Source organism: Mesorhizobium sp. M1A.F.Ca.IN.020.04.1.1 (assembly GCF_003997315.1).
In the GTDB taxonomy this organism is placed as follows: domain Bacteria; phylum Pseudomonadota; class Alphaproteobacteria; order Rhizobiales; family Rhizobiaceae; genus Mesorhizobium.
In genome coordinates this window covers 30,183-51,303 of record NZ_RZSN01000014.1, presented here as the reverse complement: position 1 = coordinate 51,303, position 21,121 = coordinate 30,183, and the positions used below count along the sequence as shown (strand labels likewise).

Sequence of the window (21,121 nt, the reverse complement as noted above, 5' to 3'; positions counted from 1 at the left end):
CGGTGCTGACGCGCTTCTGGGATCAGCGTTTGGCCTTGGACCTGTTCAGGGCCACCGCTGCTCGCACGAGAGCCTTGAACGCTTCCTGGTCGATCTCCTCGCCTTCGCGAAAATCGATGGCGCGCCTTGTGTTGCCTTCGAGGCTGGAGTTGAAGAGACGTGAGGGATCCGGCAGCGCCGCGCCCTTGGGGAAGGTCAGCTTGACGACGGCCTTGTAGGTCTCGCCGGTACAGATCATTCCGGCGTCCTCCCAGACCGGCACGCCGCGCCACTTCCATTCCTCGGTGACGTCCGGATCGGCATCCCTAATCAGGGCGCGCAGCCGGCCGAGCATTTCGCCCCGCCAATCGCCCAATTCCGCGATACGGCCATCGATCAGCTCGGAAGGAGACTTGCTTTCCTGCACGCCGATTTTCTCCATATGTGTCCTCCTTCAACACCCGCTAGACGGATCGCCATGATGCCTCGTCGGGCGGACCGTGAGTGACCGATAATGCGCTTACATTCGTTCGCCAGGCAATTGACTTGCCTGTTTCACCCAGGAGACGAATTGCGCTTCGTCGAGCTGGTCGTCCTCATGGATGTGAAAATAGCGCGTGTCCTTGCTCTTGGATTCGCCGGGCGGCACCGGCTTCAGCGACATGCCGCGAAAGAAGGCCACTTTGACGTATCTGGTGAAACAGTGAATGCCGAGAAACCAGCCTTCGCCGTCCATGCCGTAAAACGGCGAGTTCCATTTGACGGCCTTCTGCACGTCGGGGACGGCATGCATGATAAGTTGGTCGAGCCGGCGGCCTACCTCGCTCTTCCAGCCCGGCATCGCCGCGATATAGGCCTGCACGGGAGCGTCACCATACCCCTTGGCGATCTGCGGGTTGCCGCCCGAAAGCAGGACGGGTTTTTCCCCCGACGGCCTGGCTGCAACCTTTGCCGATTTCGCTTTTGCCATCAGGCCGGTCCGGCGCGCTCGCGCGCCGGCCCACCGCGCCACCTTGCGGCATAGGGCAGCACGAACATGTAGAGGCCGCTGAACAACAGCAGGAAAAGCGGCAGGAGCGGCGAATAGACCACCCAGGCCGGCGCCTCGCCCAATGCCATGGCGATGAAGTTGGCGATGACGGTCACGGTAAAGATGATCGACAGCCAGCGATGCAACTGCCTGATCCACTTGCTCCAGTCCAATGCTTCCTCCTCTGAAAGATCCAATGAACGCTGGGCTTACCAGCGCGCCAGGCTGCGTCATCTGGATGAGATTGCCGCCCTCACTCGATCCGCGAAAGCACCTGCTCCAAGGCCGAAAAGAACCTCGGCCAGCCAACAGTGGCACCTCGGAAATACGGCTCCTGGTCAGTCCGGAAGCCCGTCTGCTCCATGCGCAGGCGAGTGCCGGCGCTGGTCGGGGTGAGCGTCCATGTGACGACGCTCTCTAGATCCTTGGTGTCCCATGTGTAGGAAAGCGTTTTGTTTGGCTCGACTGTCTGGACCTGGCACTCGACACCGCCCCAGTCCGCGCTCAGTTCGAAACGGTGGTCTACGACCGGCTTGAAGTTGTTCTTCATCAGCCACTCCTCGATGAGATGCGGCTGGGTCAGTGCCCGCCAGATCTTTTCCGGCGGATAGGGAATCTCGCGCTCGACGACAACGGAGCGCGTTCCGGCCGGCATATCGTTCATTGATCCATCCTCTGCAGCAGATCCTCGAGATCGTCGAACCGGCTCTCCCAGAATCCGGCCATATCGCGAGTCCAATCCATTAGCGGCGCCAGCGCGCCAAGCTGTGCGCTGTAATGGGTCTGGCGACCCTCGTGGCGGTCGCGCACCAGTCCGGCTTGCTTGAGCAGGCCGAGATGTTTCGACACCGCCGGCTGCGAGACACCGGCCTCAGCCGTCAGCGCGCCGACCGTCTGCTCGCCTTGCCGGCACAGACGCTCGAAGATGGCGCGCCTTGTCGGATCGGCAAGCGTCCGGAACAGCATATCGTGTGCGTTCGTCATCTGGATCGATAACTCAATGGCTATTGATTGACGTATAACCAGTGAGATATGTGTGAGTCAAGCAGAGCCTAGAGGGCGGAAGCTTAGGGCGGACTGGGTCACCCTATCCTTGCGGACCCGTCCCCAACATCCGCTTCCGCGTCAGCGCTTCCAGAACTCGCGGTGTGGTGCGAGCAGCTCGTCCGCGACTTCGGGAAAGGGGCCAAACACCTCGATCTTTTTCTGCCCGGAGTCGAGGACGGCGCGCGAAGAAAGGCTCATAGTCGGATTCGCCGCGTGATCGCCGGTGAGCGCGAGAAGCTTGGTCTCCTCGAAGCCGTAAACCAGCCGGCCGATATTGGCCCAGTAGACCGTTCCGGTGCACATCGCGCAGGGCTCGCCGGTTGAGACCAGGGTGCAGGTCCAGAGAAACTCCGGCGAATAGGCAGCCGCCGCGCGTCGCGCAAGTTCGGTTTCGGCGTGATGGACGGTGTCGATATTGCCTTGGCGCATGAGGATGGCGTCGTCGGGGCCGACCAGCACCGCACCGAATGGATGATGACCGTGCGCCGCCGCCTCGCGCGCCGCGGCGTCGGCGGATCGGAGGTGGGCGAGCATCTGATCGCGGGTCATGGCAAAAACCCTATCGCGCCGCCATCCACCCGATGGGCGGCCCTTTGAGCCGAGATTGGTGCCAAGGGACGCGATTGGCAAGTGCTAACCGTCGCGTGAGCGTCCACCTGCCCGAAGCTCGGCGACATTGGCCTGTTGCGTGCCGGAAACTCGAATTTGATGCTCGCCAAAACCCGGATCCGTTGTGCGCTCCGGCGGCGTGTCGAGGCTTGCCGCATCCAGCATGGATGCATCTTCGCCAAAAGCGCGGGTGGCGCGGGCGGCAGCTTCGAGGAGCGGCCGCTTCATACGGGTGAGGAAGGCCGCGTCGACCCGCGTGTTCGGACCGGCGAGCGTGAGCACGCCGAGCAGTGTCCGTCCCGGCCCGAAGACAGGGGCGGAGATGCCGGCAGTCTGCGGGTCGCGGTCACCGATTGAAATGTAACTATAGGTTTTCCGGATCGTCTCGTAAGGCTCGCCCTGCTCTCCCGAGAACGCGGCCAGCACCCGGCCGCCGGAACCAACCAGCAAGGGCAGCACGTCACCTTCCCGTATCGTGTAACGGATCGGGTGCTTCGACTCGACCCGGTAGAGACAGGTGCGCACGTCGCCCGAGCGGACATAGAAGGCGACGCTTTCCCAGCTCCGCTCGGAGAGATCGCGCATGATCGGCAACAGGATATCCATCGCCACGAGCGAGCGCTGGTAAAGCGCGCCAAGCCTGAAGGTCGCCGGTCCGATGCGATAGCGTCCGTCCTCCAGGCGCTCCAGCAATTGCCCGCGCATCAGCGAGTTGGCCAATCTGAGGATCGTGCTCTTGTAGAGACCGGTTCGGGCCGCGATTTCGGCGAGGCCGAGCGACCGGTCGGCAATGGTGAACGCGTCGAGGATGGCGATTGCCCGGTCGAGCGCGGCAACGCCGTCGGCCGGAGCCTGGCTTGGAGGGAGCTCTGTCATTGCGGTGACGATTTCATCGTGGTCGCCCATCCGGGAATGACCCTGGACATGCGGATTTAGTCCGATCCTATGCGTTCTGTCCAGCAGAATGGCATTCCCGTTGACAGAACGCGGTAACAAATGCTTGAACTCGAATGCGGGTCTTAATTCAGGCCACGTCTTGGCAGGCACCGGAGGAGGTGTCGTGATTTGGAGGAATCCCATGCTGAACAGACGCAGATTCTTGTCGACCACCGCCGCCGGCTTCGCGGCTTTGCATTTCGGACCCGCCTTTGCGCAGGACGCCCCGCAAATCCAAATTTTCGTGCCGGCGGCCCCCGGCGGCGGCTGGGACCAGACCGCGCGCACGATCGATCAGGTGCTGCGCTCCGAAAAGCTGATCTCCGGCTCGCAGATCACCAATGTCGGCGGCGCCGGCGGCACGGTCGGCCTGCCGCAATTCGTCAACCAGTGGAAGGGCAAGGGCAACGCGCTGATGGTTGCCGGCATGGTCATGGTTGGCGCCATCATCGCCAACAAGGCCGCCAACAATCTCACCGAAGTGACGCCGATCGCGCGCCTCACCGGCGAGTTCGAGGCGCTGGTGGTGCCGGCAGCCTCGCCGTTCAAGACGGCTAATGATTTCGTCGCGGCGCTGAAGGCGGATCCGACGAAGGTTCCGGTGGCCGGCGGTTCGGCCGGCGGTTCCGACCACATCCTTTTCGGCCTGATCGCCAAGACGGCCGGCGTGCCTGCCGCCAACCTGTCCTATGTGCCGTTCGCCGGCGGCGGCGAGGCGCTGTCGGCGCTGCTCGGCAACCAGGTCGCGGCCGGCATTTCCGGCTATGGCGAATTCTCCGAGCAGGTCAAGGCGGGCGCGCTCCGGTTGCTGGCGATCTCGTCGGACAAGCGCCAGGAAGGCATCGACGCGCCGACATTGAAAGAGGCCGGCATCGACGTCGAATTGTTCAACTGGCGCGGCGTCTTTGCACCCCCCGGCGTTTCCGACGAAGACAAGGCGGCGATGATCAAGATGGTCGAGACCATGGCGAAGAGCGAGGCCTGGGCGACCGAGTGCAAGAACCGCAACTGGACGCCGATTCTGCTGACCGGCGACGATTATGCCAAGTTCGTCGCCGAGGACACGACACGCATCGGCGCGATCCTCAAGGATCTCGGCCTCGCCTGATCGCCTCCTGCCTGATCTCGAAGGAGGCTGCATCGCCTTCTTCGAGACAGCGGACATGCGACGGTTCAATGAAACTGCGGCGAAGCCGGCAGTGGAAGGCCGGCTTCCGGGGAGGAGATCATGAGCACCAGCGACCAGCAGGCGTCACCGCCGCGCCTTGCCATACCCGAATTGCTGATCGGCGTCGGGCTTCTTGCCTGCGCCGGGGCCGTTGCCTGGCAGACCCTGGCGATCCCGGTTTCGCCGCTCTATTCCAAGGTCGGCCCGAAGGTCTTCCCCTACATGACCATGGCCGGCATGGTGATCCTGTCACTGCTGCTCATCGTCGCCGCCCTGCGTGGCGGCTGGCAGCCGGACGAGGAAAAGGAGACGCCGACCGACTGGAAGGCGATGGGTTTCGTAGTCGCGGGGCTCGTTGCCAATCTCGTGCTGATCCAGCCGCTCGGCTTCACAGCCGCCTCGGTGATCATGTTCGTGCTGGTCTGCTTCGGCTTCGGCAGCCGGCATCCGCTGCGCGATGCGCTGCTCGGCCTGATGTTGGCGCTGGCGGCCTATTTCGGATTCGCCAGAGCGCTCGGCGTCAACATCGGGGCCGGCCTGATCGAGAACCAGCTCAACGCGTTGATCAGCGCCTTCGTCGGCATGGGAAGGGGCTGAGGACGATGGACACGCTCGGTTATCTCGCGCACGGATTTGCGGTCGCCTTCACGCCGACCAATCTCTTGTGGTGCCTGCTCGGCACGACGCTCGGAACCGCGATCGGCGTGCTGCCCGGGCTCGGGCCGGCGCTGACCATCGCGCTGCTTTTGCCGATCACCTACCAGGTGGCGCCGGAAGCTTCCTTCATCCTGTTTGCCGGCATCTATTACGGGGCCATGTATGGCGGCTCGACGACGTCGATCCTGCTCAATACACCGGGCGAAAGCGCCACCATCGTCACCGCGCTCGAGGGCAACCGGATGGCGCGTTCGGGCCGCGGCGGCGCGGCGCTCGCGACTTCCGCGATCGGCTCGTTCGTCGCCGGGACCCTCGGCACGCTGGGCGTCGCCTTCCTGGCGCCGATCGTGGTCAAGCTGGCGCTGGCTTTCGGGCCGGCGGAATATTTCTCGCTGATGGTGCTCGCCTTCATCACCGTTTCGGCGGTGCTCGGCTCGTCCTCTGTGCGTGGACTTACCAGCCTGTTCGTCGGCTTCGTCATCGGCATGATCGGCGTCGACCTGCAGACCGGGCAGCCGCGCTTCACCTTCGGCATGGGCGAGTTGCTCGACGGCGTCGACGTCATCATCGTCGCGGTCGGCCTCTTTGCGGTCGGCGAGACTCTCTACGTGGCCTCGCGCCGCTATGCCGGGAAGGACGAGATCGTGCCGCTGAGGGGCTCGCTCTACATGACTGCTTCCGAATGGGCGCGCTCGTGGAAGCCGTGGCTCAGGGGCGCGGCAATCGGCTTCCCGATCGGCGCCCTGCCCGCCGGCGGGGCCGAGATCCCGACCTTCCTGTCCTATGCCATCGAAAAGAAGCTTTCCAAGCACAAGGAGGAGTTCGGCACGGTCGGCGCCATCGAAGGCGTCGCCGGGCCGGAGGCTGCCAACAACGCGTCGGCTGCCGGCGTGCTGGTGCCGATGCTGACGCTTGGCCTCCCGACCTCGGCAACGGCGGCGATCATGCTGTCGGCCTTCCAGAGCTACGGCATCAATCCCGGACCGCTGCTGTTGACGACGCAGGCCAATCTCGTCTGGGGCCTCATCGCCAGTCTCTTCATCGCCAACGTCATCCTCGTCATCCTCAACCTGCCGCTGATCGGCCTGTGGGTACGATTGCTCAAGATCCCGGCGCCGCAGCTCTATGCCGGCATTCTGGTGTTCGCCACCGTCGGCACCTACGGCATCTCGCAGTCGCCGATCGATCTCATCATCCTCTATCTGCTGGGCGCGGCGGGCTTCCTGATGCGCCGCTTCGATTTTCCGACGGCGCCGGTCATCATCGGCATGATCCTCGGGCCGCTCGCCGAGACGCAGTTCCGCCGGGCGATGACGATCGCCAATGGCGACTGGACGGTGTTCTACCGGCACCCGCTCTCGCTGACGCTTTTAACGCTCGCCTTCATCGGTCTGGTCGGCCCGCATATCTGGGCCTGGATCGAACGCCGGCGCACGCGCGGACCAGAGCATGTGCCGGGCGATGCCTGACCGATCTGGAGCATCATGACAGACCTGCTTTCAGGCATACGCGTCCTCGACCTCACCAATGTGCTGGCAGGTCCTTACTGCGCCTACCAGCTGGCGCTGCTCGGCGCCGACGTCATCAAGGTCGAGGCGCCGCCGGGCGGCGATCTCGCGCGCCAGCTTGGCGCCTCGCCGGAGCTCAACAAAGCCGGCATGGGTGCATCCTTCCTGGCGCAGAACGCCGGCAAACGATCGGTGGTGCTCGACCTGAAGCAGGAGGCCGACCGCGAGCGCTTCCTCGACCTGGTCGCAACGGCGGACGCATTGGTCGAGAATTTCCGGCCGGGCGTGATGGATCGGCTCGGCCTCGGCCACGAGAAGCTGAAGGAGGTTAGGCCAAGCCTCGTCTATTGCGCGATATCGGGTTTCGGCCAGACCGGCCCGATGCGTGGCAACCCAGCCTATGATCAGATCATCCAGGGGCTGTCCGGGATCATGAGCATCACCGGCACGCCGGAAACGGCGCCCCTGCGCGTCGGCTATCCGGTCGCCGACACGCTGGGCGGACTGGTCGGGGCCTTCGCCATCGCTGCGGCGCTGGTGCGGCAGAAGACCAGCGGCGAAGGCGCCTTCCTCGACGTGTCGATGCTCGAATGCACGCTGTCGGCCTTGGGATGGCCGGTGTCGAACTATCTGACGGCGGGCGTCCAGCCTCAAGCCATGGGCAACGAGAACATGACGGCCGCGCCCTCCGGCGCGTTCCGCACCGGCGAGGGCCTGCTCAACATCGCCGCCAACAAGCAGGAGCAGTTCGTGATCCTTTGCGGCTTGATCGGCCGCCCAGACTTGGCTTCGGATCCGCGCTTCGCCGAACGCGAGACGCGCAAAGGGAACCGGGCAGCGCTGAAGCCGCTCATCGAGGACGCGCTTGCCGGCGCTCCTGCGGCGGTCTGGGAAGAAAAGCTCAACCGCGCCGGCGTGCCGGCCGGGCGGGTGCTGACGATCCCGCAAGTGCTGCAGGAACGCCAGGTCATCGAGCGCCGCATGACGACGCGCTTCCAGGAGATACCGGGAATGGACAACCCGCTCACGGTGGTGCGCGGCGGCTTTATGGTCGACGGTGCGGCTCCCGTGCCAGCCGGCCCTCCGCCACGTCTTGGCGCGCATATGGACGACGTGTTCGCCAGCTTGCCGGCGCGCGGCAAGGGGAGGGCGCGGGCATGAGCGCGGACAAAAAGACCGGCCGCGACCGCGGCGAGGAGTGGTGGCGGACCGGCATCATCGAGATGCAGCCCGGCGTGATCCGGCTGCGCGGCTACCAGATCCAGGATCTGATCGGCCGGGTCAGCTTTCCGGCGATGATCTGGCTTATGCTGCGCGGCGAATTGCCGGGCGACGATCAGGCGGCGCTGCTCGGCATCGCGCTCGGGGCCGCCGTCGACCACGGCCCGCAGGCGCCGTCGATCGCGATCGCGCGCATGGCGGCGACCTGCGGCGTCGGCATCAACAACGCCATGGCCTCCGCCATCAATGTGCTGGGGGACGTGCATGGCGGGGCCGGCGAGCAGGCGCTTTCCTTCTATGGCAACATCGCCGCCGCAATCGATGGTGGCGCGAGCCTCGCCGAAGCGGTGAGTGCGCGGCTCGACCGGTTCTTCGCCGAGGAAAAGGGCTACGTGCCCGGCCTCGGGCATCGCTTCCACCCGATCGATCCGCGGGCGCCACGCCTCATCGAACTGACGCGCGACTTCGCCGGTCGCGGCGTCGTCAGCGGGCGCTTTGCCGACATTGCCAAGGCGATCGAGGCGGAGGTGGCGACACGCAAGGGCAAGACGATCCCGCTCAACATCGATGGCGCCACGGCCGTCATCTATGGCGAGCTTGGCTTCCCGCCGCCACTGACGCGCGGCCTCTTCGTGCTGTCGCGCTCGGTAGGCATACTGGCGCATGCCTGGGAGCAATCACAGGAGAGCGACCGCAACAAGGGACCTCTGCCCAAAGAATGGCTGTGGGCTTATAGCGGCACCCCGGCACGGCCGTTTCCTGGCGACTCCGATTAGAGCGTTTCACCGTTCCACGGAAAACGGCGAACCATTCCATCCATTTTGTTGTGACGGAATTCCTGACGGACAGCCGTGTCACGCTTTCGTGGAATTGCGCCAGGCCATCGTCTTACGCCGGATCGGTCGCCAAGGCCGTCAAATCCCTCAGCAGCGTGGAAAGCTCCGGCTCGTCGATCAGCAGGGCCGCATCGGCCGCCGGCAGCCAGGCCCGCTGACGGTTCACGGCCTCCCGCCAGTCGGCCATCTCCTCGCTGACCTCGAGCAGGTAGACGACCACGTCGACACGGACGAAACGGCTGGCCATGCGCTTCCAATAGGAGTAGCCGCCGGCAGGCTGCTTCAGCGCCTTGCCCAGCACGCCCGCCTCTTCCTGGGCCTCGATCGCGGCCGCCTTGCGCCCGCTCTTGCCCTTCATCGGCCAGCCCTTGGGCACAATGAAACGTTTGGTCGTGCGCGAGGTGACCAGCAAGACTTCAAGCTGGCCGTCGCCGCGTAGGCGAAAGGGGATGGCCGCCACCTGGCGGATCCGCTCTCCCTTCTTTGCCCTGCGTACTGCTTTCTTCTTGGCTGCTGCCATCCCAAAATCCGATCAAAGCGCATTCCTGCCGTACGCTATCCGCACGGCAAAACCTCGCTCCTGCAAATCCCAAAACCGCCGCCCACGCAAGCCGGACGCCGCCGACAGTAAGTCGGCTAAGTAAACCGGAAAAAGAAAAATGTCAGCGGCAGACGCGCGAAATCGTGGTGCCGATCACCTGAGACTGGCAATTCTGCTTGACGATCGGCACTTCAGGGCGAGCCTTCGGAACGATCTGCCGGTCCTGCTCGCGGTAAAGCTGCTGCTGTTGCTGGAACTGTCGTCGCTGCAGCTGGTTCCGGAGCGCCTGCAGCTCGTTATGTTGGATCAGGGCGTTGCGGTCTGTGGGGATGACGACCTGCGCGGAGGCATGTGAAGGCGCGCCCAAAAGGGCGGCAGTCGACAAAGCCGCGGCAATCAAAGCCGCCGATAGCCGAGGACGCGACATCGCTTCCTTCCCGAACGAAAACAGAAACCTTGCCGTAATATAGGGTGTTTGTGCGGATCTACCATGGTCCAAGCGACCGATCTCGCGGCACAGCCTCGATGGGTTGGATGATGCCCGCCGCTCGGATCCTTCAATCGACCTCGCGCAAACGGTAGCCGACGCCGGTCTCGGTGATGATGTAGCGCGGCTGGTCCGGTGTCTTCTCGATCTTCTGCCTCAATTGGCGGACATAGACCCTGAGATATTGCACGTCCGTCGACTCGTTCCAGATCTGCTTCAGCAGGAACTGATGGGTCAGAACCTTGCCGGCATACTGCACGAGCATGCGCAGGATATCGTATTCCTTCGGCGACAGTTTTACTTCCTTGCCCTCGACCTTGACGATGCGCTTCACCAGGTCGACCGAGAGGTCGCCGGCCTGGAACACCGGCTTCTCGCCCTGCTGCTGGAGCTTGTGGCGCAGCGCCACGCGGACGCGGGCGACGAGCTCGTTCATGCCGAAGGGTTTCGCCACATAGTCGTCGGCGCCGATCTCGAGCGCCTGGACGATGCCGGCCTCGTCGGTGCGGCTCGACAGGATGACGACCGGAATGTCGAGGCCGTCGTCACGCCATTTGCCGAGCAGTTCGAGGCCCGTCATCCCCGGGAGGCCGAGATCGAGCAGGATCAGGTCGGGCCGCTGCGCCTGCATGAGCTCGATCGCTGCCTTGGCGTTCGGTGCCTCCGATACGGCATAGCCCTGGCTGCCGAGGCCGACCCGAAGCAGCTTGCGGATCGGCGGCTCGTCGTCGACGACCAGGATGCTGACGTTCTGACCGGTCATGCGGCGTCATCCGTTTTGGCCACGGCAAGTTCCGGAATTTCCTGCGGCACCGGCATGCGGATGGTGAAGATCGCGCCGGGCCGGTCGGTGCGGTTCGTCGCCGAGATCGTGCCGCCCATGGCCTCGACGAAACCGCGGCTGATCGACAGGCCGAGACCCGTGCCGGCGCGGACCTGGTCGCGCTTGCGCACCCGATAGAAGGTGTCGAAGATCCGTTCGAGGTCGTTCGGCGGGATGCCTGGTCCCTCGTCCATGACCTGCAGGATGACGGAGCCGTTGTCGACCCAGCCTTTGAGGCGGATGGTTGAGCCGGGCGCGGAATATTTGGCGGCATTGTCGAGGAGGTTGAACAGCGCCTGCTCGAACAGCACCGGGTCGAGGCGCAGCATCGGCAAGTCCGGCGGAGTGTCGGTGTCGATGCGGTGCTCGCCGGTGATCTTGCGAGCGCGATCGAGCGCCGAGCCGACGATATCGCCGACATAATGGAGGGCGTAGTTCGGCTCCATGGCGCCGGACTCGATCTTGGTCATGTCGAGCAGATTGGCGATGAAGCGGTTGAGCCGCTCCGATTCGTCGACCACCGTCGACAGGAGTTCCGCGCGGTCCTCTTCGGGAAGGGCGGCCGCGTATTCCCGCAGCGTGCCGGCGGCACCCATGATGGCGGCCAGCGGCGTCTTCAGGTCATGCGAGATCGAGGTAAGCAGCGCCGTGCGCAGCCGGTCCGCTTCCGCCGCCAGCCTGGCGCGGTCGACATCGGCGACAAGCTGGATGCGCTCGATGGCGACCGCCGCCTGATCGGCAAGCGCGTCGAGAAGGCGCTGCTGCTCGGGGGTCAGCAAAGGGCCCTGTTTGTCGTTGTCGAGGCCGACGACGCCGACCGCTGTCCGGCCTGTTCGCAAGGGCAGATAGAGGCGCTTCGCGCCGGGCAGCGTATCGGCGCCGCGGCCGGCGGGGCGATCATGTTCCCAGGCCCAGCGGGCCGCCGCGATGTCGGCCTCGGCGAGCGTATCGTCCGGCGGATAGCCGGCCTTGACGGTGATCGTTCCATTCTCGGGCAGAAGCAGCACCACGCGCACTTTCAGCATCGAGGCGATCTGGAAGGCGGTGGCCCACAGCACGTCGTCAAGCGTGCCGGCGCCGGCGAGCTTCTTCGAGAACGAGTAGATGTCCTGCGTGGCTCGCGCGCGTGAGCGGGCGGCGACCGCCTGGCGCTGGACGCGCGCCGTCAGATTGCTGGCGATGACTGCGACAACGAGAAAGACCACGAAGGCAACGATGCTCTCCGGATCCCTGATCGTGAACGTATAGCGCGGCTCGAGAAAGAAATAGTTGAAGGCAAGCGCGCTCAGGAAACAAGCGTAGAGCGCCGGCCAGAGTCCGAACGTCACCGCAGAAGTCAGCACCGCCAGCAGCAGGACGCTGGCCAGATTGCGGACATCGAGGAACTGATCGAGAATCGAGCTGACGGCCACCGCGCCGGCGACATAGGCCGTCGAGAACAGATAGGGCCAGATCTGGAAGGGCTTCTGCTCGGACGCGGCCTTCACACGTGCCGACGGCATGTCGGCATCGCGCTCCTTGCCCGAAATGACATGGACGCTGATGTCGCCGGCATTGCGGATCAGGTCATAGGTGAGCGAGCCCTCGATCAGTTCCCGCCAGCGCGAGCGGGTCGGCCTGCCGATGACGATATGGGTGAAGTTGTTCGCCGTCGCATGGCGCACGATGTCCTGGGCGACGTTCTGGCCCGGGATGGTCGCGACCTCGGCGCCGAGCTGTTCGGCAAGGCGCAGGTTTGTCGCCAGCCGGTCCTTGTCCTCTTCGGACATGCCGGCCAGGCGAGGCGTGTCGACATGCAGCGCCGTCCATGGCGCCCGCAGGCGATCGGCGAGCCGGCGCGCGTAGCGGATACGAGCGCTCCCGTCCGGACGCGAGTCGACGCAGACAAGGACCCGCTCGCCGGCCGCCCACGGTCCCGGAATGGCGTGGGACTGCATATGGCTGAGGAGCTGTTCATCGACGCGCTGCGCGGTGCGTCGCAGCGCCAACTCGCGAAGCGCCGTCAGATTGCCAGGCGAAAAATAGTTCTCGATCGCGCGCTGAGCGGTTTGCGGGAAATAGACCTTGCCTTCATGCAGCCGCTTGATCAGGTCGTCCGGGGTGAGGTCGATGACCTCGATGTCGTCGGCCTCGTCGATGATGGAATCCGGAACGGTTTCACGCACCCTGACGCGGGTGATCTGCGCCACGACGTCATTCAGGCTTTCGACATGCTGGATGTTGAGCGTGGTGTAGACGTCGATGCCCTGCGACAGGATTTCCTGAACATCGAGATAGCGCTTGGGATGACGGCTGCCGGGCCCGTTGGTGTGCGCGAGCTCGTCGATCAGAACCAGCTCCGGCCGCCGTTTCAGGATGGCGTCGATGTCCATCTCGTCAAGGACCCGGCCCCTGTATTCGACCTCGCGGCGCGGGATCACCTCATAGCCTTCGACCAGCGCCTGGGTTTCCTTGCGGCCATGCGTTTCAACGACGCCGATCGCGACGTCGATGCCGTCGGCGCGCCGGGCGCGGCCTGCCAACAGCATCTCGTAGGTCTTGCCGACGCCGGGCGCCGCGCCAAGGAAGATGCGCAGACGGCCGCGGCCCTCCCGCTCCGCGTGCTCGAGCAGCGCGTCGGGAGAAGGTCTGTTCTCGAAGTTGGTCCTGTCGTCCGGCATCAAGTCCAATCATGGATTGCACCGGGGATCGTGTCGATCCCCGCTGCGAGTGCTGATTATTTGAGATCGTCGAGCCCCATGTTGAGGGCCAGCACATTGACCACCGGCTCACCCATGAAGCCCAGCTCGCGATCCTCGACATGGCCGTCGACAAGCGATTTCACCTTGGCTTCATCGATGCCCCTGGCCTTGGCAATCCGCGGCACCTGGAAATAGGCCGCCTCCGGGCTGATGTCGGGATCGAGGCCGCTGCCAGACGTGGTGACGAGATCCATCGGAACCGGTGCGTTCGGGTTCTCAGCCTTCAGCCTGTCGGCGTCGGCCTTGATACGTTCGATCAGCTTCGCATTGGTCGGCCCGAGATTCGAGCCGCCGGAGGAGGCGGCGTTGTAGCCGTCGCCGGCTGCCGAGGGCCGCCCGTGGAAATAGCGGTCGCTGGCGAAGGCCTGGCCGATCAGTTCGGAGCCGATAACCTTACCATCCTTTTCGATCAGGCTGCCATTGGCCTGCCTGGGAAACAGCGCCTGCGCGATGCCGGTCATGCCGATCGGATAGATAAGGCCGGTCAGCACCGTGAAGAACACGATCATGACGATCGCGGGTCTGAGTTGCTTGAACATCGGAATGGGTCCCTATGCCAGGCCAAGAGCCGTGACGATCAGGTCGATCGCCTTGATGCCGGCGAACGGCACGATGATGCCGCCAAGGCCGTAGAGGAGAAGATTGCGGGTGAGCAGCGCGCCGGCGCCGATGGCGCGGTATTTCACCCCCTTCAGCGACAGCGGGATCAGCGCGACGATGATCAGCGCGTTGAAGATGATCGCCGACAGAATGGCGCTCTGCGGCGTCGCCAAATGCATAATGTTGAGCGCCTGCAGCGGGCCTGCCGACTGGCCGGGCGCGACGTAGAACACGGCGAACATGGCCGGGATGATGGCGAAATACTTGGCGACGTCGTTGGCGATCGAGAAGGTGGTCAGCGAACCGCGCGTCATCAGCAGCGCCTTGCCGATCTCGACGATCTCGATCAGCTTGGTCGGATCGCTGTCGAGGTCGACCATGTTGCCGGCCTCGCGCGCGGCGACCGTGCCGGTGTTCATGGCGACGCCGACATCGGCCTGGGCGAGCGCCGGCGCATCGTTGGTGCCGTCGCCGCACATCGCGACAAGCTTGCCCTTGGCCTGTTCCTCGCGGATCAGCGACAGCTTGTTTTCAGGCGTCGCCTGGGCGAGGAAGTCGTCGACGCCGGCTTCGGCCGCGATGGCCGCTGCGGTCAGCGGATTGTCGCCGGTGATCATCACCGTGCGGATGCCCATCTTGCGAAGCTCGGCGAAACGCTCGCGAATGCCGCCCTTGACGATGTCCTTGAGGTGGACGACGCCGAGCAGGCGCCCGTCGCGCTCGACCGCCAGCGGCGTGCCGCCGGCCTTGGCGATCTCGTCGGCCCTGGCCTGCAGGTCGCGCATGGTGTCGCTTGTCGGACGCGTGCCATGGCTTGCCACCGTTGCTTGATTGACATGGGCTAGCACGGCATCGACCGCGCCTTTGCGCACCGACGAGCCGTCGATGTCGACGCCGCTCATCCGGGTCTGCGCGGTGAAGGGCACGAAAGTGGCATGCAAGGTCGCCATATCGCGGGCGCGGATGCCGTATTTTTCCTTCGCCAGCACCACGATCGAGCGGCCTTCCGGCGTCTCGTCAGCCAGCGAGGCCAATTGAGCAGCATCGGCCAGCTCCTGTTCGGTCACCCCCTTCACCGGATGGAACTCGGTCGCCTGGCGATTGCCGAGCGTAATGGTGCCGGTCTTGTCGAGGAGCAAGGTGTCCACGTCGCCGGCAGCCTCGACGGCGCGGCCGGACATGGCAAGCACGTTGAAACGCACCAGGCGATCCATGCCGGCAATGCCGATGGCCGAAAGCAGCGCGCCGATCGTGGTCGGGATCAGTGTCACGAACAAAGCGACGAGGATCGTTACCGGGATATAGCCGCCGGAATAAGAGGCGAAGCTCGGGATGGTCGCGGTGGCCAGGACAAAGATCAGCGTCATGCCTACAAGCAAGATGTTAAGCGCGATCTCGTTCGGGGTCTTCTGGCGCTCCGCACCTTCGACCAGCGAGATCATGCGGTCGAGGAAGGTCTGGCCGGAGGCGGCGGAAATGCGCACGCGGATCCAATCGGACAGCACCTGCGTGCCGCCGGTGACGGCCGAGCGGTCGCCGCCGGATTCGCGGATGACAGGCGCGGATTCGCCGGTGATTGCCGCCTCGTTGACGGAAGCCACGCCTTCGATCACCTCGCCGTCGGAAGGGATGATGTCGCCGGCTTCGACCAGCACGATGTCGCCGACCTTCAGGCTGGTGCCAGGCACCAACTTGAACTTGCCGCGATCCTCGGCGTTGACGAGCAGCTTGGCCTGGGTCTCGGTGCGCGCCATGCGCAGCGAGTCCGCCTGCGCCTTGCCGCGCCCCTCGGCCACGGCCTCGGCAAAGTTGGCGAACAGCACGGTGAACCACAGCCAGATGATGATCTGCAAGGTGAAGCCGAGATCGCCGCCGCCGGTGATGACATCCTTGACGAACAGCACGGTGGTGAGTGCTGAGACCATGGCAACGACGAACATCACCGGGTTCTTGATCAGCGTGCGCGGATCGAGCTTGCGGAAAGCGCCGCCAATGGCGGGCATCAGGATGCTGGCATCCAGAATGCTCGCAGATTTGGACTGGCTCATTTTAAGGCTCCAGGATCGGTGATGTTGGATGGCGCCGGGTGTTCGGTCTTCGGCAACAGATGCGGAAGGCCCGAGGCCAGCAGCCACAGCACGAACAGCACGGCCGCCATGCCGAGGAAGGTGGAGAGCGTCGGGAAAGGACGAGGTTTCTCGTCCCCTCCGTCATCGGGCGTTCCGTCACCGGATTGGTGACGATCGTGCCGAGGTAGATTGTTGAACCAAGGCATGGTCATCTCAGAAAGTCTGTCCGCGGATCATCGCCAGATGCTCGACGATCGGACCGACGGCGAGCGACGGGAAGAAGGTGAGGCCGCCGACGATGACGATCACGCCGACCAGGAGGCCGACGAACAGCATGCCGTCGGTCGGGAAGGTGCCGGCGGAAGCAGGCACGGTCTTCTTTGCGGCCAGCGAGCCGGCGATGGCCAAAGCCGGGATGATGACCAGGAAGCGGCCCATCAGCATGCCGATCGCGATGGTGATGTTGTACCAGGGCGTGTTGCCGGTCAGTCCGCCAAAGGCCGAGCCGTTGTTCGCGGCCGCCGACGTATAGGCATAGAGCACCTCGGTGAAGCCGTGCGGGCCGCCATTGGCCATCGAGGCCACCGCGCTCGGCAGGACCACGGCGATAGCCGTGAAGATCAGCATCGCCAGCGGCAGGCAGAGGATGGCAAGCATCGCCATCTTGACCTCCTTGGCCTCGATCTTCTTGCCGAGATATTCCGGTGTGCGGCCGACCATCAGGCCGGCGACGAAGACGGCGATGACGACAAACATCAGGATGCCGTAGAAGCCGGCGCCGACGCCGCCGACGATGACCTCGCCAAGCTGCATGTTGATCAGCGGGATCATGCCGCCAAGCGCGGTGAACGAATCGTGCATGGCATTCACGGCGCCGCACGAGGCGGCCGTGGTGATGACCGCGAACAGCGCCGACAACGCAATTCCGAAGCGCGTCTCCTTGCCTTCCATGTTGCCGCCGTCGATGCCGAGCGCATGCACCAGCGGACTGCCGGCGGCCTCGGCCCAGTAGCAGACGATGACGCCGACGAGAAACAGCACGCCCATCGAGGCAAGGATGGCCCAACCCTGGCGCTCACTGCCGACCATCCGCCCAAAGACGTTGGTGAGACCGGCGCCGAGCGCGAAGATCGACAGCATCTGGATCAGGTTCGAGATGGCGTCCGGATTCTCAAAAGGATGCGCGGCATTGGCGTTGAAGAAGCCGCCGCCATTGGTGCCAAGCATCTTGATGGCGACCTGAGAGGCGACTGGGCCGAGCGCGATCGTCTGCTTGGCGCCTTCCAGCGTGGTGGCGTCGACATAGGGTCCAAGCGTCTGCGGGATGCCGAGCCACACATAGACGAGCGTCAGCACGATGCAGGCCGGCAGGAGCACGTAAAGCGTGCAGCGGGTCAGGTCGACCCAGAAACTGCCGATCGATTTGCCCGAGGCACGGGCAAAGCCGCGGATCAGCGCGATCGCAATGGCAATGCCGGTGACGGCCGAAACAAAGTTCTGGACGGTGAGGCCAGCCATCTGCACGAGGTAGGACATCGTGCTTTCGCCGCCGTAGTTCTGCCAGTCAGTATTGGTGACGAAACTCGCCGCGGTGTTGAAGGCGAGCCCCGGCTCGACCGCCGCCATCCCGACGGGATTGTAGGGCAGCGCGCCCTGCAGCCGCTGCAGGGCATAAAGCACGAGGAAACCGACGAGGTTGAAAAACAGCATGCCGGTGGCGTAGGCGGCCCAGTGCTGTTCTTCCTTGTCGCTTGTCCCGGCGAGGCGATAGAGGCCGCGCTCGATCGGGACAAGCACGGGCGACAGCAACGTACGATCGCCTTTGAAGACGCGGTGCATGTAGCCGCCGAGCGGCTTCACGAGCAAAAGCAGGATCCCGCAATAGACGAGGATCTGTATCCAGCCGTTGAGTGTCATGAACTGACTTTCCGTATGCCGATCAGAAGCGCTCTGGGCGGATGAGGGCGTAGATGAGGTAGGCAAGCAGGAACAAGGTCACCGCGCCGCCGAGGACGTAGTCGAAAAGCATTGTAAGACCCTCAGATTCTGTCGCAGGCTTTGACGTACGCTAATGACAGGACGAAGAACAAAATCCCCATCCCGAGAACAACGAGGTCCATTGCAGGCATTCCTTGTTTCGGCTTGTTTTTGCACCCCGACACGGTCGAGTTCAAAATTGCACAGGACCGCCCGTCACCTTGGCGGCGATGGCGATGAAAGTGTTTTTCGAGGGGAATATGGACCCGACCGCCATAAAGGTTCGAGACGAGGCGGGGAGCAAAGAAATAGGAATCTTATAGGAAATTGACGCCACGGGATGAAGGCGGCGGCAACGTGCTGTTCCAAAGATCCGGAAGCTGGTTGGCCGGCCGCCGGTCCCTGCACGGCATCTCCTCTTCCAACTGCGTGGAGAGCGCTACATAGCGGCCCGACTGGCTGCATGCCGATCGGCACGCCGCCGGCGGACTGCCCAGCCGCGAAGCGGCTAGATGTGGGGTTGCGAGGCAGGCTGACCGGAAGCTTCAGGTCAGCTCGACGGTCCGCTTCTCCGCGATGCTCTGCTCGGCGGCTAAAACGATGCGCAGGCTGTTGACGGCGGCAGCCATTTGCTCGGTCAGATCGAGGTCCTCACGGATGGCGCGCAGGAAGAAGGCCTGCTCGCGGTCGCAAAGCTCCTGATGGCCGGGCTCGTCCTCCATGCTGACGATCTCGTCGGGCTTCGAGAAGTTCTTGTCGCCATCGACCTGCGCGTAGTGGATCTTCAGCGCGTCGGTCTTGGTGTGGCGGTCGATGTCGGCGGAATCCGATACCTCCTCGGCTTCCTTGGCGCTGCTTGCGGACTGGCCGGCGACGATCGAAACGGCGCCTTTCGGGCCGACCACATCCTTCACGAAATAGGCGGTCTCGCTCATCATCGGGCCCCAGCCGGCTTCATACCAGCCGACCGAGCCATCATCGAAAGTGACGTGCAGATGGCCATAGTTCTGCTTGTCGGCCTCGGCCCAGAGTTTGGCGCCGATGCCGTGCACGCGCACCGGCTTGGCGCCGGTCAGCTGGCACATGACGTCGACATAGTGCACGCCACAGTCGACGATCGGGATCAGCGAGTCGATCAGGTTCTTGTGCCAGTGCCAGGCGCTGCCGCTGCTCTGCTGGTTGAGGTTGAGGCGCATCACCAGGGGCTTGCCGAGCGTCTTGCCGACCTCGATGAATTTGATCCAGGACGGGTGGACGCGCAGGATGTAGCCCAGAACCAGCTTCCGGTTCTTGGCCCGCGCGGCGGCCACCACCTTCTCGGCGTCGGCGATGTTGGTGGCGAGGGGCTTTTCCATGAACACATGGCAGTTGGCGGCGATCGCCTTCAGCGCGTATTCGGCATGCGTGTTCGGCCAACTGTTGATCGAGACCGCGTCCGGCTTGGTCTCCTTCAGCGCCAAGTCGAAATCCTCATAGAGCGGATAGCCGGCGAGCTCCTTCGGGATCTTCTTGTTGCTCTTGATGGTGCGGCTCATGATGCCGACGATCTCGAAGCCGTCGGAGCGGTGATAGGCGCTCGCATGCGAAGCGCCCATATTGCCCAGACCAACCACCAGGATTTTTACTTTGTCGGCCATGTCAGCCTCCCCAATGCTCTTTGAACAGTAGCTCGGGCGGCATCAGGCGCCGCCCGATGGTCAATGCGCCCGCCTTACTTGACGGCGGAATCGAACAGGTGCGCCTTGATCTTCTCGACGTCGAGCGCGGCAAAGCCTTCCGACAGTTTCACGCCGTCGGCATCGGCCTTGACCTTCGCCTTGTCGAAGTCGTTGGCGGTCGGAATCAGGTCGTTGGTGCAGACGTCTTCGGCCTTCACCGGCGCGGTGATCTGGCCGATCTTCAGGATCTCGTCGAAAAAGCCCTGCCAGCTCGCCATGTCGTGCGAGCCCCAGCCACTGCGCTTGTCCATGTCACCGCGGAAGACGTTGATCTGCTGCAGGATCGAGGTGGTGCCGAGCTCAGGGCCAAGGTTCTTGGCCAAGGTCGGGAATTGCTCGAACACGGCTTCGACGGCCGCGCGCGGGTTCTGGTAGCCGAATTCGAGGCCCATCGCCCAGCCGCGCAGATATTTTTCGAGGAAGGCCTTCTTGTCGGGATCCTCGAGATCGGCGGCGCGCACGACGAAGGTGTTGGCCGGAAGCTTGGAATTCTGGACGCCGAGCCAATATTCGAAGTCGAGGTCCTTGGCGATCCATTCGGCGCGCAGACCTTCCCAGGAGAGTGCGGCATCGCCTTGGCCGCCGGCGAGCGCGGTGCCCCAGGTCGGCCACCCGGCCTCGACATATTTCACCTTCTTGATGTCGACACCCTGCGCGGCAAGCAGCGGATCGACGATCGCCTGCCAAGCGGCGGAGCCGAGCAGGATCGTCTTGCCTTCGAGGTCCTTCAGGTTCTTGGTGCCCTGGCCCTTGCGGAAGGCGATGCTGAAGGTGTCGCGCGCGCCCATGTGGAACACCGACTTCAGCTTCATGCCGTTCTGGATGGCGAAGGAGAAGACGCCGGGCGAGGGGAAGCCCATGTCGGCCTGGCCGACATCGACGAACTTGACCGTCGCGGTGCCGTCAGACGGACCCGGCTGCATGTCGGTGGCGAGGTCGCCGAAATAGCCGGCCTTCTTGGCCGACCAGTAGGGATAGTCGTCCAGCACTTCGAGCGTGCCGCGCGGCGAAATCCAGGTGAATTTTTCATAAGCCGCCGCGCTGGCTTTCAGACCCGATGCGCCGAGCGCGGTGGCGGTCACGACGCCGGCGGCCGTCACTTGCAGGAAGTAGCGGCGGCTGATGCCCGCTCTTGTCGCCGTACTGAATAAGCTTTCGTTGGTCATGGCATTCC

At 64.1% G+C, this 21,121-nt stretch carries 23 protein-coding genes; 6 read left to right on the top strand and 17 right to left on the bottom strand.

The features are described from left to right. Positions 1 to 22: 22 nt before the first annotated feature. The 7 genes from EOA49_RS05510 to EOA49_RS05480 all read right to left on the bottom strand — a co-directional run bounded on the left by EOA49_RS05510 (position 23) and on the right by EOA49_RS05480 (position 3,541). The gene (locus tag EOA49_RS05510) at positions 23 to 421 is read right to left on the bottom strand and encodes a DUF1801 domain-containing protein (protein WP_127239707.1); all 399 of its coding nucleotides are present in this window, start codon (positions 419 to 421) and stop codon (positions 23 to 25) included. A 78-nt stretch (positions 422 to 499) separates the two neighbouring features. Then, positions 500 to 949 (bottom strand): DUF1801 domain-containing protein, encoded by a 450-nt coding sequence (locus tag EOA49_RS05505; RefSeq protein ID WP_095800656.1) that lies wholly within the window; start codon positions 947 to 949, stop codon positions 500 to 502. Beyond that, on the bottom strand, positions 949 to 1,182 hold the full coding sequence (locus EOA49_RS05500; protein ID WP_127239708.1) for a hypothetical protein: 234 nt from the start codon (positions 1,180 to 1,182) through the stop codon (positions 949 to 951). The genes EOA49_RS05505 and EOA49_RS05500 overlap by 1 nt, the downstream gene beginning before the upstream one ends. An 80-nt stretch (positions 1,183 to 1,262) precedes the next feature. Then, positions 1,263 to 1,673: an SRPBCC domain-containing protein gene (locus EOA49_RS05495; RefSeq protein ID WP_127239709.1), complete on the bottom strand. Its 411-nt coding sequence runs from the start codon at positions 1,671 to 1,673 to the stop codon at positions 1,263 to 1,265. Next, entirely contained in the window at positions 1,670 to 1,993 is a 324-nt protein-coding gene (locus EOA49_RS05490; protein WP_067003998.1) for a metalloregulator ArsR/SmtB family transcription factor, read from the bottom strand. The genes EOA49_RS05495 and EOA49_RS05490 overlap by 4 nt, the downstream gene beginning before the upstream one ends. A gap of 141 nt (positions 1,994 to 2,134) precedes the next feature. Continuing rightward, positions 2,135 to 2,605 (bottom strand): nucleoside deaminase, encoded by a 471-nt coding sequence (locus EOA49_RS05485; RefSeq protein WP_095800554.1) that lies wholly within the window; start codon positions 2,603 to 2,605, stop codon positions 2,135 to 2,137. Between the two features lie 84 nt (positions 2,606 to 2,689). Further along, positions 2,690 to 3,541, bottom strand: coding sequence for an IclR family transcriptional regulator (locus EOA49_RS05480; RefSeq protein ID WP_127239712.1), 852 nt, complete (start codon positions 3,539 to 3,541; stop codon positions 2,690 to 2,692). A 202-nt stretch (positions 3,542 to 3,743) separates the two neighbouring features. On the opposite strand from EOA49_RS05480, the gene EOA49_RS05475 reads away from it, so the two are divergent. From EOA49_RS05475 to EOA49_RS05455, 5 genes are all read left to right on the top strand, one after another. Further along, the gene (locus EOA49_RS05475) at positions 3,744 to 4,709 is read left to right on the top strand and encodes a tripartite tricarboxylate transporter substrate-binding protein (RefSeq protein WP_067318842.1); all 966 of its coding nucleotides are present in this window, start codon (positions 3,744 to 3,746) and stop codon (positions 4,707 to 4,709) included. Between the two features lie 120 nt (positions 4,710 to 4,829). Next, a complete protein-coding gene (locus tag EOA49_RS05470) occupies positions 4,830 to 5,366 on the top strand; it encodes a tripartite tricarboxylate transporter TctB family protein (protein WP_095826777.1) in 537 nt (178 codons plus the stop codon). A gap of 5 nt (positions 5,367 to 5,371) precedes the next feature. Continuing rightward, positions 5,372 to 6,895 (top strand): tripartite tricarboxylate transporter permease, encoded by a 1,524-nt coding sequence (locus EOA49_RS05465; protein ID WP_067318840.1) that lies wholly within the window; start codon positions 5,372 to 5,374, stop codon positions 6,893 to 6,895. Positions 6,896 to 6,910: 15 nt separating this feature from the next. After that, on the top strand, positions 6,911 to 8,095 hold the full coding sequence (locus EOA49_RS05460) for a CoA transferase (protein WP_067318839.1): 1,185 nt from the start codon (positions 6,911 to 6,913) through the stop codon (positions 8,093 to 8,095). After that, a complete protein-coding gene (locus tag EOA49_RS05455) occupies positions 8,092 to 8,931 on the top strand; it encodes a citryl-CoA lyase (RefSeq protein WP_127239710.1) in 840 nt (279 codons plus the stop codon). Before EOA49_RS05460 ends, EOA49_RS05455 begins: the two co-directional genes overlap by 4 nt. 112 nt (positions 8,932 to 9,043) lie before the next feature. On the opposite strand, the gene EOA49_RS05450 is transcribed toward EOA49_RS05455, so the two are convergent. Further along, positions 9,044 to 9,511: an NUDIX hydrolase gene (locus tag EOA49_RS05450; protein ID WP_067318836.1), complete on the bottom strand. Its 468-nt coding sequence runs from the start codon at positions 9,509 to 9,511 to the stop codon at positions 9,044 to 9,046. A gap of 139 nt (positions 9,512 to 9,650) precedes the next feature. Here EOA49_RS05450 and EOA49_RS32545 point away from each other — a divergent pair, with 139 nt between their 5' ends. Next, the gene (locus EOA49_RS32545; RefSeq protein ID WP_164746662.1) at positions 9,651 to 9,887 is read left to right on the top strand and encodes a hypothetical protein; all 237 of its coding nucleotides are present in this window, start codon (positions 9,651 to 9,653) and stop codon (positions 9,885 to 9,887) included. A 202-nt stretch (positions 9,888 to 10,089) separates the two neighbouring features. On the opposite strand, the gene EOA49_RS05440 is transcribed toward EOA49_RS32545, so the two are convergent. From EOA49_RS05440 to EOA49_RS05400, 9 genes are all read right to left on the bottom strand, one after another. Further along, positions 10,090 to 10,782: a response regulator transcription factor gene (locus EOA49_RS05440; protein ID WP_127239711.1), complete on the bottom strand. Its 693-nt coding sequence runs from the start codon at positions 10,780 to 10,782 to the stop codon at positions 10,090 to 10,092. Beyond that, positions 10,779 to 13,502 carry a sensor histidine kinase KdpD gene (locus EOA49_RS05435; protein ID WP_127243084.1) on the bottom strand — a complete coding sequence of 908 codons (2,724 nt, stop codon included), beginning with the start codon at positions 13,500 to 13,502 and terminating at the stop codon, positions 10,779 to 10,781. Before EOA49_RS05435 ends, EOA49_RS05440 begins: the two co-directional genes overlap by 4 nt. Before the next feature lie 56 nt (positions 13,503 to 13,558). Then, positions 13,559 to 14,122 carry a potassium-transporting ATPase subunit KdpC gene (gene kdpC, locus EOA49_RS05430; protein ID WP_095800548.1) on the bottom strand — a complete coding sequence of 188 codons (564 nt, stop codon included), beginning with the start codon at positions 14,120 to 14,122 and terminating at the stop codon, positions 13,559 to 13,561. Positions 14,123 to 14,134: 12 nt separating this feature from the next. Next, positions 14,135 to 16,231 (bottom strand): potassium-transporting ATPase subunit KdpB, encoded by a 2,097-nt coding sequence (kdpB, locus tag EOA49_RS05425; RefSeq protein WP_127239556.1) that lies wholly within the window; start codon positions 16,229 to 16,231, stop codon positions 14,135 to 14,137. After that, positions 16,228 to 16,464: a hypothetical protein gene (locus EOA49_RS05420; RefSeq protein WP_245460546.1), complete on the bottom strand. Its 237-nt coding sequence runs from the start codon at positions 16,462 to 16,464 to the stop codon at positions 16,228 to 16,230. The genes kdpB and EOA49_RS05420 overlap by 4 nt, the downstream gene beginning before the upstream one ends. A gap of 1 nt (position 16,465) precedes the next feature. Next, positions 16,466 to 18,169 carry a potassium-transporting ATPase subunit KdpA gene (gene kdpA / locus EOA49_RS05415; protein WP_127239555.1) on the bottom strand — a complete coding sequence of 568 codons (1,704 nt, stop codon included), beginning with the start codon at positions 18,167 to 18,169 and terminating at the stop codon, positions 16,466 to 16,468. A 22-nt stretch (positions 18,170 to 18,191) separates the two neighbouring features. Continuing rightward, positions 18,192 to 18,281 (bottom strand): K(+)-transporting ATPase subunit F, encoded by a 90-nt coding sequence (gene kdpF / locus EOA49_RS05410; protein WP_067318826.1) that lies wholly within the window; start codon positions 18,279 to 18,281, stop codon positions 18,192 to 18,194. 493 nt (positions 18,282 to 18,774) lie between these two features. Next, entirely contained in the window at positions 18,775 to 19,866 is a 1,092-nt protein-coding gene (locus EOA49_RS05405) for a Gfo/Idh/MocA family oxidoreductase (RefSeq protein WP_127239554.1), read from the bottom strand. A 74-nt stretch (positions 19,867 to 19,940) separates the two neighbouring features. After that, positions 19,941 to 21,113 (bottom strand): ABC transporter substrate-binding protein, encoded by a 1,173-nt coding sequence (locus tag EOA49_RS05400; RefSeq protein WP_067318823.1) that lies wholly within the window; start codon positions 21,111 to 21,113, stop codon positions 19,941 to 19,943. Between the last annotated feature and the right edge of the window lie 8 nt (positions 21,114 to 21,121).